The sequence below is a fragment of the Micromonospora parva genome, assembly GCF_000718515.1.
In the GTDB taxonomy this organism is placed as follows: Bacteria; Actinomycetota; Actinomycetes; order Mycobacteriales; family Micromonosporaceae; genus Micromonospora; species Micromonospora parva.
This window is the reverse complement of sequence record NZ_JNZS01000005.1, coordinates 102,080-114,656: the sequence shown is the minus strand read 5'-3', so window position 1 is coordinate 114,656 and position 12,577 is coordinate 102,080. Positions and strand designations below refer to the sequence as shown.

The 12,577-nt window shown below is 72.6% G+C and carries 12 protein-coding genes; 5 read left to right on the top strand and 7 right to left on the bottom strand.

Annotated elements, in window-relative coordinates; genetic code table 11:
- Window positions 1–14: 14 nt before the first annotated feature.
- Window positions 15–938: a hypothetical protein gene (locus tag IF22_RS0107495; RefSeq protein WP_030329812.1), complete on the top strand. Its 924-nt coding sequence runs from the start codon at window positions 15–17 to the stop codon at window positions 936–938.
- 59 nt (window positions 939–997) lie between these two features.
- Here IF22_RS0107495 and IF22_RS0107490 read toward each other — a convergent pair whose 3' ends face one another.
- From IF22_RS0107490 to IF22_RS0107480, 3 genes are all read right to left on the bottom strand, one after another.
- A complete protein-coding gene (locus IF22_RS0107490; protein ID WP_030329811.1) occupies window positions 998–1,579 on the bottom strand; it encodes an NADH-quinone oxidoreductase subunit B in 582 nt (193 codons plus the stop codon).
- An 86-nt stretch (window positions 1,580–1,665) separates the two neighbouring features.
- Complete coding sequence (locus IF22_RS0107485) at window positions 1,666–3,159, bottom strand: pyridoxal phosphate-dependent decarboxylase family protein (RefSeq protein ID WP_030329810.1); 1,494 nt, start codon at window positions 3,157–3,159, stop codon at window positions 1,666–1,668.
- Window positions 3,156–4,571 carry an MFS transporter gene (locus tag IF22_RS0107480; RefSeq protein WP_030329809.1) on the bottom strand — a complete coding sequence of 472 codons (1,416 nt, stop codon included), beginning with the start codon at window positions 4,569–4,571 and terminating at the stop codon, window positions 3,156–3,158. Before IF22_RS0107480 ends, IF22_RS0107485 begins: the two co-directional genes overlap by 4 nt.
- A 168-nt stretch (window positions 4,572–4,739) precedes the next feature.
- Here IF22_RS0107480 and IF22_RS0107475 point away from each other — a divergent pair, with 168 nt between their 5' ends.
- Window positions 4,740–5,303, top strand: coding sequence for a SigE family RNA polymerase sigma factor (locus IF22_RS0107475; protein ID WP_030329808.1), 564 nt, complete (start codon window positions 4,740–4,742; stop codon window positions 5,301–5,303).
- Entirely contained in the window at window positions 5,296–6,510 is a 1,215-nt protein-coding gene (locus tag IF22_RS0107470; RefSeq protein WP_051708245.1) for a hypothetical protein, read from the top strand. Before IF22_RS0107475 ends, IF22_RS0107470 begins: the two co-directional genes overlap by 8 nt.
- A gap of 87 nt (window positions 6,511–6,597) precedes the next feature.
- Here the strand turns inward: IF22_RS0107470 and IF22_RS0107465 are convergent, their stop codons facing one another.
- Window positions 6,598–6,912 carry an MGMT family protein gene (locus tag IF22_RS0107465; protein WP_030329806.1) on the bottom strand — a complete coding sequence of 105 codons (315 nt, stop codon included), beginning with the start codon at window positions 6,910–6,912 and terminating at the stop codon, window positions 6,598–6,600.
- Window positions 6,913–6,925: 13 nt separating this feature from the next.
- Between IF22_RS0107465 and proB the strand changes: the two genes are divergently transcribed.
- Both proB and IF22_RS0107455 read left to right on the top strand, forming a co-directional pair.
- Window positions 6,926–8,083 carry a glutamate 5-kinase gene (proB, locus tag IF22_RS0107460; protein WP_051708244.1) on the top strand — a complete coding sequence of 386 codons (1,158 nt, stop codon included), beginning with the start codon at window positions 6,926–6,928 and terminating at the stop codon, window positions 8,081–8,083.
- A gap of 33 nt (window positions 8,084–8,116) precedes the next feature.
- Window positions 8,117–9,358, top strand: a complete 1,242-nt coding sequence (locus IF22_RS0107455; RefSeq protein ID WP_030329804.1) for a glutamate-5-semialdehyde dehydrogenase — start codon at window positions 8,117–8,119, stop codon at window positions 9,356–9,358.
- 12 nt (window positions 9,359–9,370) lie between these two features.
- Here the strand turns inward: IF22_RS0107455 and IF22_RS0107450 are convergent, their stop codons facing one another.
- The 3 genes from IF22_RS0107450 to IF22_RS0107440 form a co-directional block, all read right to left on the bottom strand.
- Window positions 9,371–10,258 carry a prenyltransferase/squalene oxidase repeat-containing protein gene (locus tag IF22_RS0107450; protein WP_030329803.1) on the bottom strand — a complete coding sequence of 296 codons (888 nt, stop codon included), beginning with the start codon at window positions 10,256–10,258 and terminating at the stop codon, window positions 9,371–9,373.
- 94 nt (window positions 10,259–10,352) lie between these two features.
- Entirely contained in the window at window positions 10,353–11,534 is a 1,182-nt protein-coding gene (gene moeZ / locus IF22_RS0107445) for an adenylyltransferase/sulfurtransferase MoeZ (protein ID WP_030329802.1), read from the bottom strand.
- 123 nt (window positions 11,535–11,657) lie between these two features.
- Entirely contained in the window at window positions 11,658–12,479 is an 822-nt protein-coding gene (locus tag IF22_RS0107440; protein WP_030329801.1) for a DUF3152 domain-containing protein, read from the bottom strand.
- Window positions 12,480–12,577: the final 98 nt, after the last annotated feature.

Genomic DNA, 12,577 nt, shown 5'->3' with positions numbered 1-12,577 from the left:
GGAGGACCAGATACATGTACCGAAAAACGGGGACCCTGCTCACCGCCGCACTGCTCGGCCTGACCGCGACGATCGGCTGGGCCGTACCGGCCACGGCCGCACCGGCCGCGGCGGATGCGCCCACCTTCTCGCTGAGCCGGCTGGTGCTCGAACCGACCGAACGCGGCTACCGGGGCAGCCTTCGGGTGACGATCACCAACAACAGCGACAGCACCCAGGGCTTCTACTTCCAGATCCGGGAGGCGGTGGCGGGCTCATTCTCCGGGGGTGCGGAGTCACGCTGCGAATCCGACGGCGTGGAGGAAGGGCTGTTGGTCCGCACCTGCGCCCTGCCGCGTGGCAACGACCTGGCCCCGGGTGAGTCCCGCCGGGCAACTGTCGAATTCCAGGTGCTGACCACCCCCCGGAGCTACCCGATGATCGCGGCGGGCGGCCTGGTCACCGCCTACTCGTACGAAACCGGATCGCTGGGCACCGTTCCGTTCAGCGCGCAGTTCCGCTCCCTCGACGGCAAGCTCGCCCGCCCGCAGACGTACGTGCAGGACACCCAGGCGAACGCGTCCGTCCAGGTGATCGGGCCGGTGACCGACGGCCCCGAGAACACCCGGCGGGTGCCGCTCCGGGTCCGGTACGCCGGTGACGCCCGCCAGCTCGGCAACTCACTCACCGCCGCACAGCTGCCCGCCGGGTCGATGATCCTCTTCACCGAACCTTTCGACGGCCCGGTGTACGGCTCCCAGGCTTTCGTGCCGGGCGGGCTGCTGATGCAGGGTGAGGAGCGAGACGTGGCGCTGTTCATCAGCCGACCGACCGACCCGGCGGACGAGTCGACCCCGATCACCGTGGCGCTGGCCACCCACTACTGGAACGAGACGGTGCCAGACGTCGACCCGAGCGACAACACCGTCACGTTCAACCTGGCCGTGGCGGCCAGCTGACCTGACGGTGCGACGGTCGGCCGCCGCCCGGACCAGTTCCGGGTGGTGGCTGACCGCCGTCAGCTCCCGGCGGGTGGGCGTACCGGGGCGGCGGTGAGCGAGTCGACCGAGCGCGGTGCGGCGGCCTCGCGGGGCGGGGCGTCCAGCGGCGCGGCCAGCACGTCCCGCTGCGGCACACCCCCGATGCCGGACTGCTCGGCGGCGATCTTCTCCTGCAGGCGCAGGATGCCGTGCAGGAGCGCCTCCGGCCGGGGCGGGCAGCCGGGCACGTACACGTCGACCGGGATGATCTGGTCGACACCCTTGGTCACCGAGTACGAGTCCCAGTAGGGGCCGCCGCAGTTGGAGCAGGCGCCGAACGAGATGACGTACTTCGGCTCGGGCATCTGGTCGTAGAGCCGCTTGATCGCCGGCGCCATCTTGTCGGTCACCGTGCCGGAGACCACCATCAGGTCGGCCTGGCGGGGGCCGTGGGCGAACGGGATCACGCCGAGCCGGATGAAGTCGTGCCGACCCATGCTGGTGGCGATGAACTCGATCGCGCAGCAGGCCAGACCGAAGTTGAACACCCAGAGCGAGTAGCGGCGCCCCCAGTTCAGCACGAACCGGATCGGCTCACCGAGCACTGCCGGCAGCTGCACGACCGCCCCCTCTCCTCACCGACAGTGAATCACAGGCGCCGTCGGTGCGGTCCGGCAGTGAGCGGCCGGTCCGGCCGGCGCTCCGGTCACCAGGTGGGGCGTTGCAGCAGCCCGACGAACTCCACCAACAGCCGCTCGCGCAGCGCCGGGGGCGCGGCGTCGAGCAGCGTGTTCACCACCGCCATCCGCTCGGGCAGCGGCGCACCGTCGGTCTCGCCGCCCATGCCCAGCCCGGCGGCGAGACCCGCGACCAGCTCCGGGGTCAGCGCGTCCGGGGTCAACGACGTCGCCAGCGCCGTCAGTTCGGGCGGGAGTGCGACCGGGCCGGCCGCCTGGGCGGCGGCCACCGCCTCGGCCAGGTCTGGCCCGAACTCGGCCACCCGGGGCGCGACCGCCGCGGTCACCGTGAGGTGCACGCTGGCGGGCAGACCGGCGTACGACAGCTGGGGTTGGGTGTGCCAGCCCCGCGCGGTCAGCTCGTCGACCAGCACGAACAGGTCGGGGCCGTCTTCGGTGGCGGTGAAGCAGACCACTGTCGACTCCGGTTCGGCCATCAGCCGCAACCCGTCGACAGCGCGGACCGCGTCGGCCAGCCCGGCGACCGCGTCCCGGGTGACGCCGGCCAGCCGCAGGTAGCCGTCGTCGCCGAGGTGCCGCACCGTGGCGTACGCGGCGGCGATCGGGCCGCCCGAGCGGGTGGACGCGATCACCGGGTTGATCATCGTGTAGCCGGGCCAGTCGGCGTACGCGAAGTACTGCGGGGCGCGCAGCGTGGCGTCCCGGTGCAGCAGCACCGACACCCCCTTCGGCGCGTACGCGTACTTGTGCAGGTCGACCGAGATGGAGGTGACCCCGGGCACCGCGAAGTCGAACGGCGGCACCGGCTCCCCGAGGCGACGCAGGTACGGCAGGGTCCAACCTCCGAAGCAGGCATCCACGTGGCAGCGCACCCCGGCGTCGGCGGCGGCGGCAGCGATCTGCGCGACCGGGTCGATCACCCCGTGCGCGTACGACGGCGCGGAGCAGGCGACCAGCACCGTCTCCGGGCGGATGGCGGCGGCCATCGCGGCCGGGTCGGGACGCAGCGTCTGCGGGGAGACCGGCACGACGTCCAGCGCCACCCGCAGGTAGTGCGCCGCCTTGGCGAAGGCCGCGTGTGCGCTCGACGGCACCACGATCCGGGGTTCGGCGATCTCCGGGTGGGCGTCGCGGGCGGTCTTGACGGCGAGGATCAGCGACTCGGTGCCGCCGCTGGTGACGCTGCCGACGACGTCGGGGGCGGTGCTGCCCGGGCCAGCGCCCAGCACCCGGCCGGCGGCGGCGACCAGCGCGTTCTCCATCGCCAGCAGGGACGGGAACGCGGTCGGGTCCAACCCGTTGACGTGGGCGCTCTCCCGGTGGGCGGCGGCGGCCAGTTCGTCCAACCCCGGTACCGCCGGGTCGTAGACGTACGCGAAGAGCCGTCCCCCGTGGGTGGGCCGGTCGGCGCCGCGCAGTTGCCGGACCTCGGCGAGCGCGACCTCGGCGGGTACCCCGGTGGCGGAGAGCGCCCCGGCCTCAACCCTGTTCTCGTCGATCATGGAGTCATGGTGCCCTTCTGGTGACGGTCAACGGCCTTGTCGCCCAGCCCAACTCCATGATCGACCAGATCGCTGTGGGCGGTGAGGGTGTACTGGCGGAGCAGGAGGACCGGCGGGGCGATCAGCAGGGCCGGGATCAGCGTGAAGCCGAGCAGGACGCCCAGCCTCGCCGTGTCGGACTGGGCGGCCGCCGAGCCGGTGTCGGAGGACACGTAGCCGGACAGTTGCAGCACCAGTCCGTAGATGCCGGGGCCGAGCGCCAGGCCGAAGGTCTCCCCGGCGGTCCACAGCCCGGTGAAGACGCCCGCCTGTCGTCGACCGGTGCGCGCCGTCTCGTGGGCGATGCAGTCCGGCAACATCGCCAGCGCGAAGACCTGCTGGCCGGCGTACCCCACGCCGATCAGCGCGACCACCAGATAGACGGCGACCGGCGGCAGCACCGGCGCGGCGACCAGTGTGAACGCGCCGACGGCGAGGATCAGCGAGGCGACGACCAGCGCGGTCCGTTTGCCCAGCCGGGCACCGACCCGGGTCCAGATCGGCATCACCAGCAGCGCCGGCCCGACGAAACAGACGAACAGCAGGGTCGGCCCGCTCTTGTCGTCGCGCAGGATCTGCCCGGCGAAGTAGTTGACCCCGGCCAGGATCGTCGCCACCCCGGCGGACTGCACCACGAAGCAGATCAGCAGCGCCCGGAACGGGCGGTTGGCACCGGCCACGGCGAGTTGGGCGCGCAGGGTCGGCTCGCTCTCCCCCACCGTGCCGGTGGGTGCGGACCGGGTGCCCAGGAACGCGCCGAGGGCGCCGAGGGCGATCAGCGCCGCCACGAACAGGCCCATCCAGCGGTGCCCGGCGACGCCGTCGCCGCCGGCGCCCACCACCAGCGGCGCGACCGCGCCGGAGACCAGGATGGCCAGTGCCAGCACCGCGATCCGCCAGGTCATCAACCGGGTGCGCTCGGCGTAGTCGTCGGTCAGCTCCGCCGGCATCGCCACGTACGGCACCTGGAAGAAGGCGAACGCGGTGGCGGTGGCGAGGAAGGCGAACGCCACGTACGCCGCGGCGGCCGAGCCGTTACCGAAGGGCGCGGCGAAGATCGACGCGAACAGGACGGCGAGCGCGAGGCCGGCGACGAGCAGGTACGGGCGGCGGGCGCCCCACCGCGACCGGGTGCGGTCGGAGATCCGCCCGGCGACCGGGTTGACCAGCACGTCCCAGGCCTTGGGCAGCAGCACCAGCAGGGCGGCCAGCCCGGCGGCCACGCCCAGGGTGTCGGTCAGGTACGGCAGCAGCAACAGACCGGGCACGGTGCCGAACGCGCCGGTGGCCAGCGAACCGAGCGCGTAGCCGGCGTGCACCGAGCGGGGCAGCGAGCCGCTGGCTGACGAGCCGGCGCCCGGCGGCGTTTTCATGGGGCTGAATGTTACTCACGTTATTTGGAGGCCTGACCAACCTGCCGGCCCTGGTGCGCACAGCCGAACAGTCAGGTTGGCGGCAGCACGGGCCCGCAACCGCCGTCACTGTTTCGGAGTGTTACCGGTGCCCAGGGCGGACCAGCCCGGCGGTGACGGGGAGGGACAGTGGCAGCAACGATGGGAGCCCGGGCCAATGAGCCACCGGCGGCCTGGACAGCCGATGCGGCGGTCGCGGCGACGATCACCTTCGACGACTTCTACCACGCACACTTCGGCAGCGTGACCGCGCAACTCAGTGCGTACACCGGGGATCTGGGGCACGCGCAGGACCTGGCCCAGGAGGCGTTCTGCCGAGCGCTGGCCCGCTGGGACCGCCTGGTCCGGTACGACGACCCGGTGGCCTGGGTCCGGCAGGTCGCCTGGAACCTGGCCCGCAGCCGATGGCGACGCCTGCGTACCGCCCGCAACCACCTGCTGCGGCAGCGCCGCGCCGAGGCGGAGGTGGCCGGCCCGACCCCCGACCGGGTGGCGATCGACACGGCGCTGGCGCAGCTGCCCGCCAACCACCGCCGAGCGGTCATCCTGCACTACCTGGCCGACCTCCCGGTCAGCCAGATCGCCGCCCAGGAAGGGGTGGCCGAGGGCACCGTGAAGTCCTGGTTGCACCGTGGCCGGACCGCCCTGGCCGGGCTGCTCGACGAGAACACCGAGGGGGTGTGCGATGTCTGACCTCGACCCGCGACTGCGCGAGCGGTTCACCGCGTACCGCAACGACGTGGTCACCCACGTCACCGGCCCCGGCCCCGACCAGGCCCGGCACGTCCTGCGCCGACGCCGACGGATGACGGCGGCGGCGGTGGCCGCGGCGGCGGTCGTCCTGGTGGTGGCCCCCGTCGTCGCCAACGCCGCACTCCGCGACGCCCAGAACACGCCGGTGCCGGCGGAATCGGTCCAACCCACCACCACCCCGTCGACCTCGGCACCGCCGACGCCACCGCCGACCGGCTCGGCGACGCCGAGCGCCGAAGCCCCGGCCGGCCCGGACGGGCGGATCAGCCGGGCCCAGCTGCTCGCGGCCCGGATCGACCTGCCGAGCTGGCCGTCGGACCTCGCGGCGGGCGGCTGCGCCACCTCGAACGTGCGGCTGCGGACCGACACAACGAAGGCCTACGTGTCGACGCTGACCGACGACGCGTTCGAGCACGGTGACCTCGATGGTGACGGGGCGGACGAAACCGTCGCCATCGTCGCCTGCCGGTACGGCGAGGCGTCGGCCAAGCAGGTGGTGGCCTTCGACCGGGACCGGGACGGCCGGATCGTGACGGTGGGCCGGGTGGTCCGGACCGGTGACGGGTTCGACGACATTCTCGGCATGGAGACCACCCCGGCCGGGTCGGTCGAGGTGCGGGTGGCCGACATTGTGCCGTGCTGCGGCACCCCTGAGTACCTGCGGCGCGATCAGGTACGAACGTACCGATGGAACGGGCAGCGGTTCAGCCAGACGAACGGCCCCACGACGTTCGGCAGGGACCCCCGGCTCACCGATCTACGGGTGACCATGACCCACCAGCTCGAAGACGGTGCGGGAGCGGACAGTCGACGCCGACTCACCATGGTCTTCACCGTCACCAACGCCGGACGGGTCGACGCGGCCCAGGTCGCGTTCCACTCCCTTGAGGGCGGCGAACGGGTTGGCGGGGACTGGTCCCGCTGCGACCCGAACCCCAAACCGTCGGCCGATCAACCGTCGTGCCTGCTCCCCGGGGTGCCGGCCGGTGAATCGCGCCGCTACACGTTCGTGCTTCTGGTGCCCGGCCAGCCGGCGCCCGACGCGATCGTCCGCAGGTTCCTCGTCGTCCACTGCGACGCCGCGGACCGCCAGTGGCCCGACCTGAAACGCAACGACAACGAGGTGCGGTCCCCACTGCCACTCTGAACGCCAGCACGGTGCCCCGTCCCCGCCCGGGGCGGGGCACCGTCGGTGTGGCAGGCCCCGGCCGTCACCGGTCACCCCCGCAGATGATCACAACTCCTCCTCCGGCGACCAGGCCGCCGCCGCGACGTCCACCCCCTCGCCCCGCAGCGGCACCCCCTCCGCGCGCAGTCGGGCCCGCGCCTCCCGCTCGTGCCCCGGCGGCAGTCGACCACTCGCTGTCACCACCCGGTGCCAGGGCACCGAGCCGCCGTGCCGGGCCATGATGTTGCCGACCAACCGGGCGGAGGCACGCCCCGAGCGTTCGGAGAGCGCGTCGGCCACCCCGCCGTAGGACATGACCCGGCCCTCCGGGATCCGCTCGACCAGGTCGAGCACCGCCTCGACGTACTCGTCAGGAGTCACAATCCGCCACCATATGGGAACGCCGCCGGGCGGCGCGTCCGTGACCACGCAGAATGGTCGGGTGCGCGACGCAGTCACGACGGCCCGGCGGGTCGTTGTCAAGATCGGATCCTCCTCGTTGACCACCGCGACCGGCGGGTTGGCCGACGAGCGCGTCGACACGCTGGTCGACACCCTCGGTCGGCTCACCGCCGAAGGGCGCGAGGTGGTGTTGGTGTCCTCCGGCGCCATCGCCGCCGGGCTCGCCCCGCTCGGGCTGTCCCGACGCCCGCGCGACCTGGCCACCCAGCAGGCCGCCGCCAGCGTCGGGCAGGGGTTGCTGATCGGTCGGTACGCGGCCAGCTTCGCCCGGCACGGCCGCACCGTCGGGCAGGTGCTGCTCACCGTCGACGACGTGACCCGGCGGGCGCACTACCGCAACGCGTACCGGACGCTGCGCAAGCTGCTCGACCTGCGGGCGGTGCCGATCGTCAACGAGAACGACACGGTGGCCACCCAGGAGATCCGCTTCGGCGACAACGACCGGCTGGCCGCCCTGGTGGCCGCGCTGGTCCACGCCGACCTGCTGGTGCTCCTCTCCGACGTGGACGCGCTCTGGACCGGCGACCCCACCAAACCCGACTCGACCCGGATCGCCGAGGTGCGCGACGACACGGACCTGGCCGACATCACCATCGGCGGGGCCGGCCGGTCCGGCGTCGGCACCGGCGGCATGGTGACCAAGGTCGAGGCGGCCCGGATCGCCACCGGCTTCGGCATCCCGGTGGTGCTCACCGCCGCCGACCTGGCCGCACCGGCGCTGGCCGGCGAACCGGTCGGCACGCTCTTCCACCCGCAGCAGCGGCGCCCGACGGCCCGGCTGTTCTGGCTGGCCCACGCCACCTCGCCCCGGGGGCGGCTGCACCTCGACCCCGGCGCTGTCGCCGCCGTCGTCGGGCGGCGCAAGTCGCTGCTGCCGGCCGGCATCACCGCCGTGGACGGCACGTTCACGGCCGGCGACCCGGTGGACCTGGTGGACACCGCCGGCGCGTCGGTCGCCCGCGGGCTGGTCAACTACGACGCTGTGGAGTTGCCCGGGCTGCTCGGCCGCTCCACGTCCGAACTCGCCGCGGCGCTCGGCCCGGCGTACGAACGAGAGGTCGTCCACCGCGACGACCTGGTGCTGCTGTGAGCAGACCTTCCCACCTTCACGAGGAGTGCTGGCATGAGCGTGGTTGAGCAGGCGCGACGGGCCCGGTTGGCGGCGGAGACGCTGGCCGTGGCCACGCGTACGGTCAAGGACGCCGCGCTGGTGGCGATGGCCGACGCGCTGGTGGCGCGTACCCCGGAGATCCTGACCGCGAACGAGACGGACCTGGCTGCCGGCCGCGAGGCCGGGCTGAGCGCGGCCGTGCTGGACCGGCTCGCGCTCGACGCGGGTCGGGTGGCCGGCATCGCCGACGCGCTGCGCGAGATGGCCGCGTTGCCCGACCCGGTGGGCGAGGTGGTCCGCGGGTCCACCCTGCCCAACGGCCTGGAGTTGCGCCAGATCCGGGTGCCCTTCGGGGTGGTCGGCATCATCTACGAGGCACGACCGAACGTGACGGTGGACGCCGCCGGGATCTGCCTCAAGTCCGGCAACGCGGCGCTGCTGCGCGGGTCGTCGTCCGCCGCACACTCGAACGCCGCGCTGGTCGCGGTGCTGCGCGACGCGGTCGCCACGGCCGGCCTGCCCGCCGACGCGGTGCAGCTGCTCGACGCCAGCTCCCGTGATTCGGTAAAGGAGCTGATGCGCGCCCGGGGCCTCGTCGACGTGCTCATTCCGCGCGGTGGCGCGTCGCTGATCCGCACCGTGGTCGAGGAGTCGACGGTGCCGGTGATCGAGACCGGGGTGGGCAACTGCCACGTCTACGTCGATGCCGCCGCCGACGTGGCGAAGGCCGTCGCGGTGACGCTGAACGCCAAGACGCAGCGCCTCTCCACCTGCAACACGGCCGAGTCGCTGCTGGTGCACGCGGGCATCGCCGACGCGTTCCTGCCCCCGGTGCTGGCCGCGTTCGCCGAGGCGGGGGTGACAGTGCACGGCTGCCCCGAGGTGGCCGCGTACTCCGCCGCCGTGGTCCCGGCGACCGACGAGGACTTCGCCACCGAATACCTGTCCGCCGACATCTCCGTGGCGGTGGTCGACTCGCTGGACGCGGCGGTCGCGCACATCCGCCGCTTCGGCACCGGGCACACCGAGGCGATCCTCACCGACTCGGCGAGCGCGGCCCGCGACTTCGTCGCCCGGGTGGACGCGGCGGCGGTGATGGTGAACGCGTCGACCCGGTTCACCGACGGAGGCGAGTTCGGCTTCGGCGCGGAGATCGGCATCTCCACCCAGAAGCTGCACGCGCGCGGCCCGATGGGCCTGCCCGAGCTGACCAGCACCAAGTACGTCGTCACCGGCGACGGGCACCTGCGCTAACGGCAGCCGCGGCTAGCCGGGCGGCGCGGGGCGGGCCGCCCGGATGGCGGCCAGCGTGGTGTGCACGTCGAACTGGTGGCCGTCGTCGCTCTCCCAGCCACCGTCGCTGCGCTGGGTCTCGGTCAGCCGGCGTAACGCCCGCACCATGGTCCAGTCCTGTGGGTCCACGCCGGCGCGGCGCAGCGTGGCCGCCAGCCACGCCACCTCCCCCGGGGACATCTTCGGCATCCGCTCGGCGAGCACCACCTGGATCCGCGCCGACTCCTGGAACATCTCCTGCCGGTGCAGCACCGCCGCGCTCAGCCAGCCGGCGGCGAGGAACGACGGCCAGCTGCCGTCCGGGCGCAGCCGTGCGGCGAGCGAGTGGGCCGCCGCCTGCACCACTCCGGCGTACGCCCCACCGACGCGGTGGTCGAGCGGGCCCGACGCGCGCGCGTCGAGGCCGGCGACGGTGAGCCAGAAACCGGCGTTGGCCGACTGGAGGAACCCGGCCTCCGGATCGCCGGGCCGGGCCCACTCCGGGGCCGAGTCGGCCAGCGACGCGTCCTCGTCCCAACTGCCGTCGGCCTGCTGTCGCGACGCCAGCCAGTCCAGTGCCCGGCGAGCGGCAGGGCGACCGAGGGCACCCAGGTCGTCGAGCTCGGCGAGCCGGAAGCAGGTGGCGTCGATCGAGGCGGTCCCGCCGCCCCAGGTGGCCGGCCAACCGCCGTCCGGTGACTGGCCGACCTCGGCGGTCTCCAGCAACTCGGCGGGTACGGGGGTGCCGTTGCGGAGCCAGGAGAGGCGGGCGCGTTCCACCGCATCCCCATGCGCCACGACGAACCCGATCGCGGCTTCCAAGTCGACCACGGCGGAGACGCTACCTGCGCAGACGCGATGCCGCCTCAGGGAATCGGCCAGCCCGGGATGGCTGCGTCGCTCCGGCCGGACGGCCGCCCGGCGTCATCTGCGTCGATTTGCCGGGGCGGCCGGACGGGCCGCCCCGGACCGATCGTCAGTACGCGGGCAGCGACGGGTCGATCTGCTTGATCCAGGAGAGCACGCCACCCTGCACGTGCACGGCGTCCTTGAACCCGGCCGCCTTGAGCGCGGCGAGTGCCTCCGCCGAGCGGACGCCGGACTTGCAGTGCAGCACGATCTGCCGGTCCTGCGGCAGCTTCGCGAGGGCCTCACCGGAGAGGATCTCGCCCTTGGGGATCAGGGTGGCGCCGGGGATCCGGACGATCTCGTACTCGGCCGGCTCACGCACGTCGACGAGGAAGATGTCCTTGCCGGCGTCCTGCCACTCCTTGAGCTCCAGCGCGGTGATGGTCGCGTCGAGCGTCGCCTCCTGGGCCTCCTCGGAGACCGCGCCGCAGAAGTCCTCGTAGTCTTCCAGCAGGTCGGTGACGGTGGGGTTCTCGCCGCAGAGCACGCAGTTCGGGTCCTTACGAACCTTGATCTTGCGGTATTCCATCTCCAGGGCGTCGTAGACCATCAGGCGGCCGACCAGCGGCTCACCGATGCCGGTGAGCAGCTTGATCGCCTCGTTCACCTGGATCGAGCCGATCGACGCGCAGAGCACCCCCAGCACGCCGCCCTCGGCGCAGGAGGGGACCATGCCGGGCGGCGGCGGCTCCGGGTAGAGGCAGCGGTAGCAGGGGCCGTGCTCGGCCCAGAACACCGACGCCTGGCCGTCGAAGCGGTAGATCGAGCCCCAGACGTACGGCTTGCCGAGCAGCACCGCCGCGTCGTTCACCATGTAGCGGGTGGCGAAGTTGTCGGTGCCGTCGACGATCAGGTCGTACTGGGCGAAGATCTCGCGGACGTTCTCCCGGTCCAGCGCGGTGTTGTGGATCTCCACGTTGACCAGGGGGTTGATCTCGCGGATCGACGCGGCGGCGGACTCGGCCTTGGACCGGCCGATGTCGGACACCCCGTGGATGACCTGGCGCTGGAGGTTGGACTCGTCGACGGTGTCGAAGTCGATGATGCCGAGCGTGCCGACCCCGGCCGCGGCGAGGTACAACAGGGCGGGCGACCCGAGGCCACCGGCGCCGACACAGAGCACCCTGGCGTTCTTCAGCCGCTTCTGCCCGGTCACCCCGACATCCGGGATGATCAAGTGACGTGAGTAGCGGCGGATCTCGTCTACGGTCAGCTCGGCGGCGGGCTCGACGAGCGGGGGCAACGACACGGTGGACTCCCCGGGATCGGCGGTGTGAACCGCGCCATTGTTGCTCGCGGGAGCCCCGCTCGGCCATGACTGACGACACGTGGTCCGCTATGCGGGAGCGGGAATAACCGACGACCCCGTCGATCAGGGGACGATGTCCCCCGCGTAGCGACGGCCGTCGAGGTAGGGCCAGGCGTTGGCGACGCAGCCTTCCAGGCCGTACGTCTGCTGTTGCATCACCGGAGCGGGCTCCCCCGGGCCGGGGCACGCCTCGTGGTCCTCGCCGAACTCGTGACCCACCTCGTGGTTGATGACGTAGGTCCGGTAGGTGTCCAGGGAAGCGCCGTAGTCGGGGACCGCCTCCATCCAACGGGCCAGGTTGATGATGACCTGACCGGGCAGGCGACAGGAGGTGTAGCGCTCGGTGGTCAACCCGCCCTCCGCGCACATCCGCTCGGAGGTGACCGGGGTGGCCAGGTAGATGGTGAAGTCGGCGTCCTCCGGGTCGGCCACCCGTTGCACCCGCAGCTCGTCGGAGGCGATCCAACTGCGCGGGTCGGCCAGCACCTCGTCGACAGTTGCGGCGAAGACGTCGGGGTCCTGGCCGGCGTCGCGTTCGACGACGACCCGGTAGCGGCGCAGCGGACCGTCAGTGCCGTGCACGGGGGTCTCGCCGTCGGCGGCGGTGAAGCGTCCCGCTCCGACCGACGGGTAGCTGGTGGGCGCCGGGTGCGCGGCCACCCCACCGCCGTGACCCATTCCGCCCTGGGTGGCGGCCGGCGGCTCGACTGCCGGCTCGCCGCCCCGGCTCACCGTCACGCCGATGGCCGCGGCGAGCACGAGCAGGCCGAGCAGCATGCTGCGGCGACGCCGTCGGCGCATCCGAACGAACGTGGGACGCGCCTCCCGCCGCGCCGACCGGTGGTCGGGCGGCCGGGCCGGGCCGTAAGGGGACGACGGCGTCATACCGTCGAGCCTGCCAGATTATTCGGGCGTTTAACCGTTTTTATCGGTATTGCCGCAAGATGCCCGATCGAGACTGATATTGGCGAGTCGGACCGATC

What these genes read in the sequence shown, in the direction of transcription:
- proB (WP_051708244.1), top strand. Translation starts at nt 6,926, where the DNA reads ATGGGAACGCCGCCGGGCGGCGCGTCCGTGACCACGCAGAATGGTCGG.
- IF22_RS0107455 (WP_030329804.1), top strand. Translation starts at nt 8,117, where the DNA reads ATGAGCGTGGTTGAGCAGGCGCGACGGGCCCGGTTGGCGGCGGAGACG.
- IF22_RS0107480 (WP_030329809.1), bottom strand. Translation starts at nt 4,571, where the DNA reads ATGAAAACGCCGCCGGGCGCCGGCTCGTCAGCCAGCGGCTCGCTGCCC.
- IF22_RS0107495 (WP_030329812.1), top strand. Translation starts at nt 15, where the DNA reads ATGTACCGAAAAACGGGGACCCTGCTCACCGCCGCACTGCTCGGCCTG.
- IF22_RS0107440 (WP_030329801.1), bottom strand. Translation starts at nt 12,479, where the DNA reads ATGACGCCGTCGTCCCCTTACGGCCCGGCCCGGCCGCCCGACCACCGG.
- IF22_RS0107485 (WP_030329810.1), bottom strand. Translation starts at nt 3,159, where the DNA reads ATGATCGACGAGAACAGGGTTGAGGCCGGGGCGCTCTCCGCCACCGGG.
- IF22_RS0107470 (WP_051708245.1), top strand. Translation starts at nt 5,296, where the DNA reads ATGTCTGACCTCGACCCGCGACTGCGCGAGCGGTTCACCGCGTACCGC.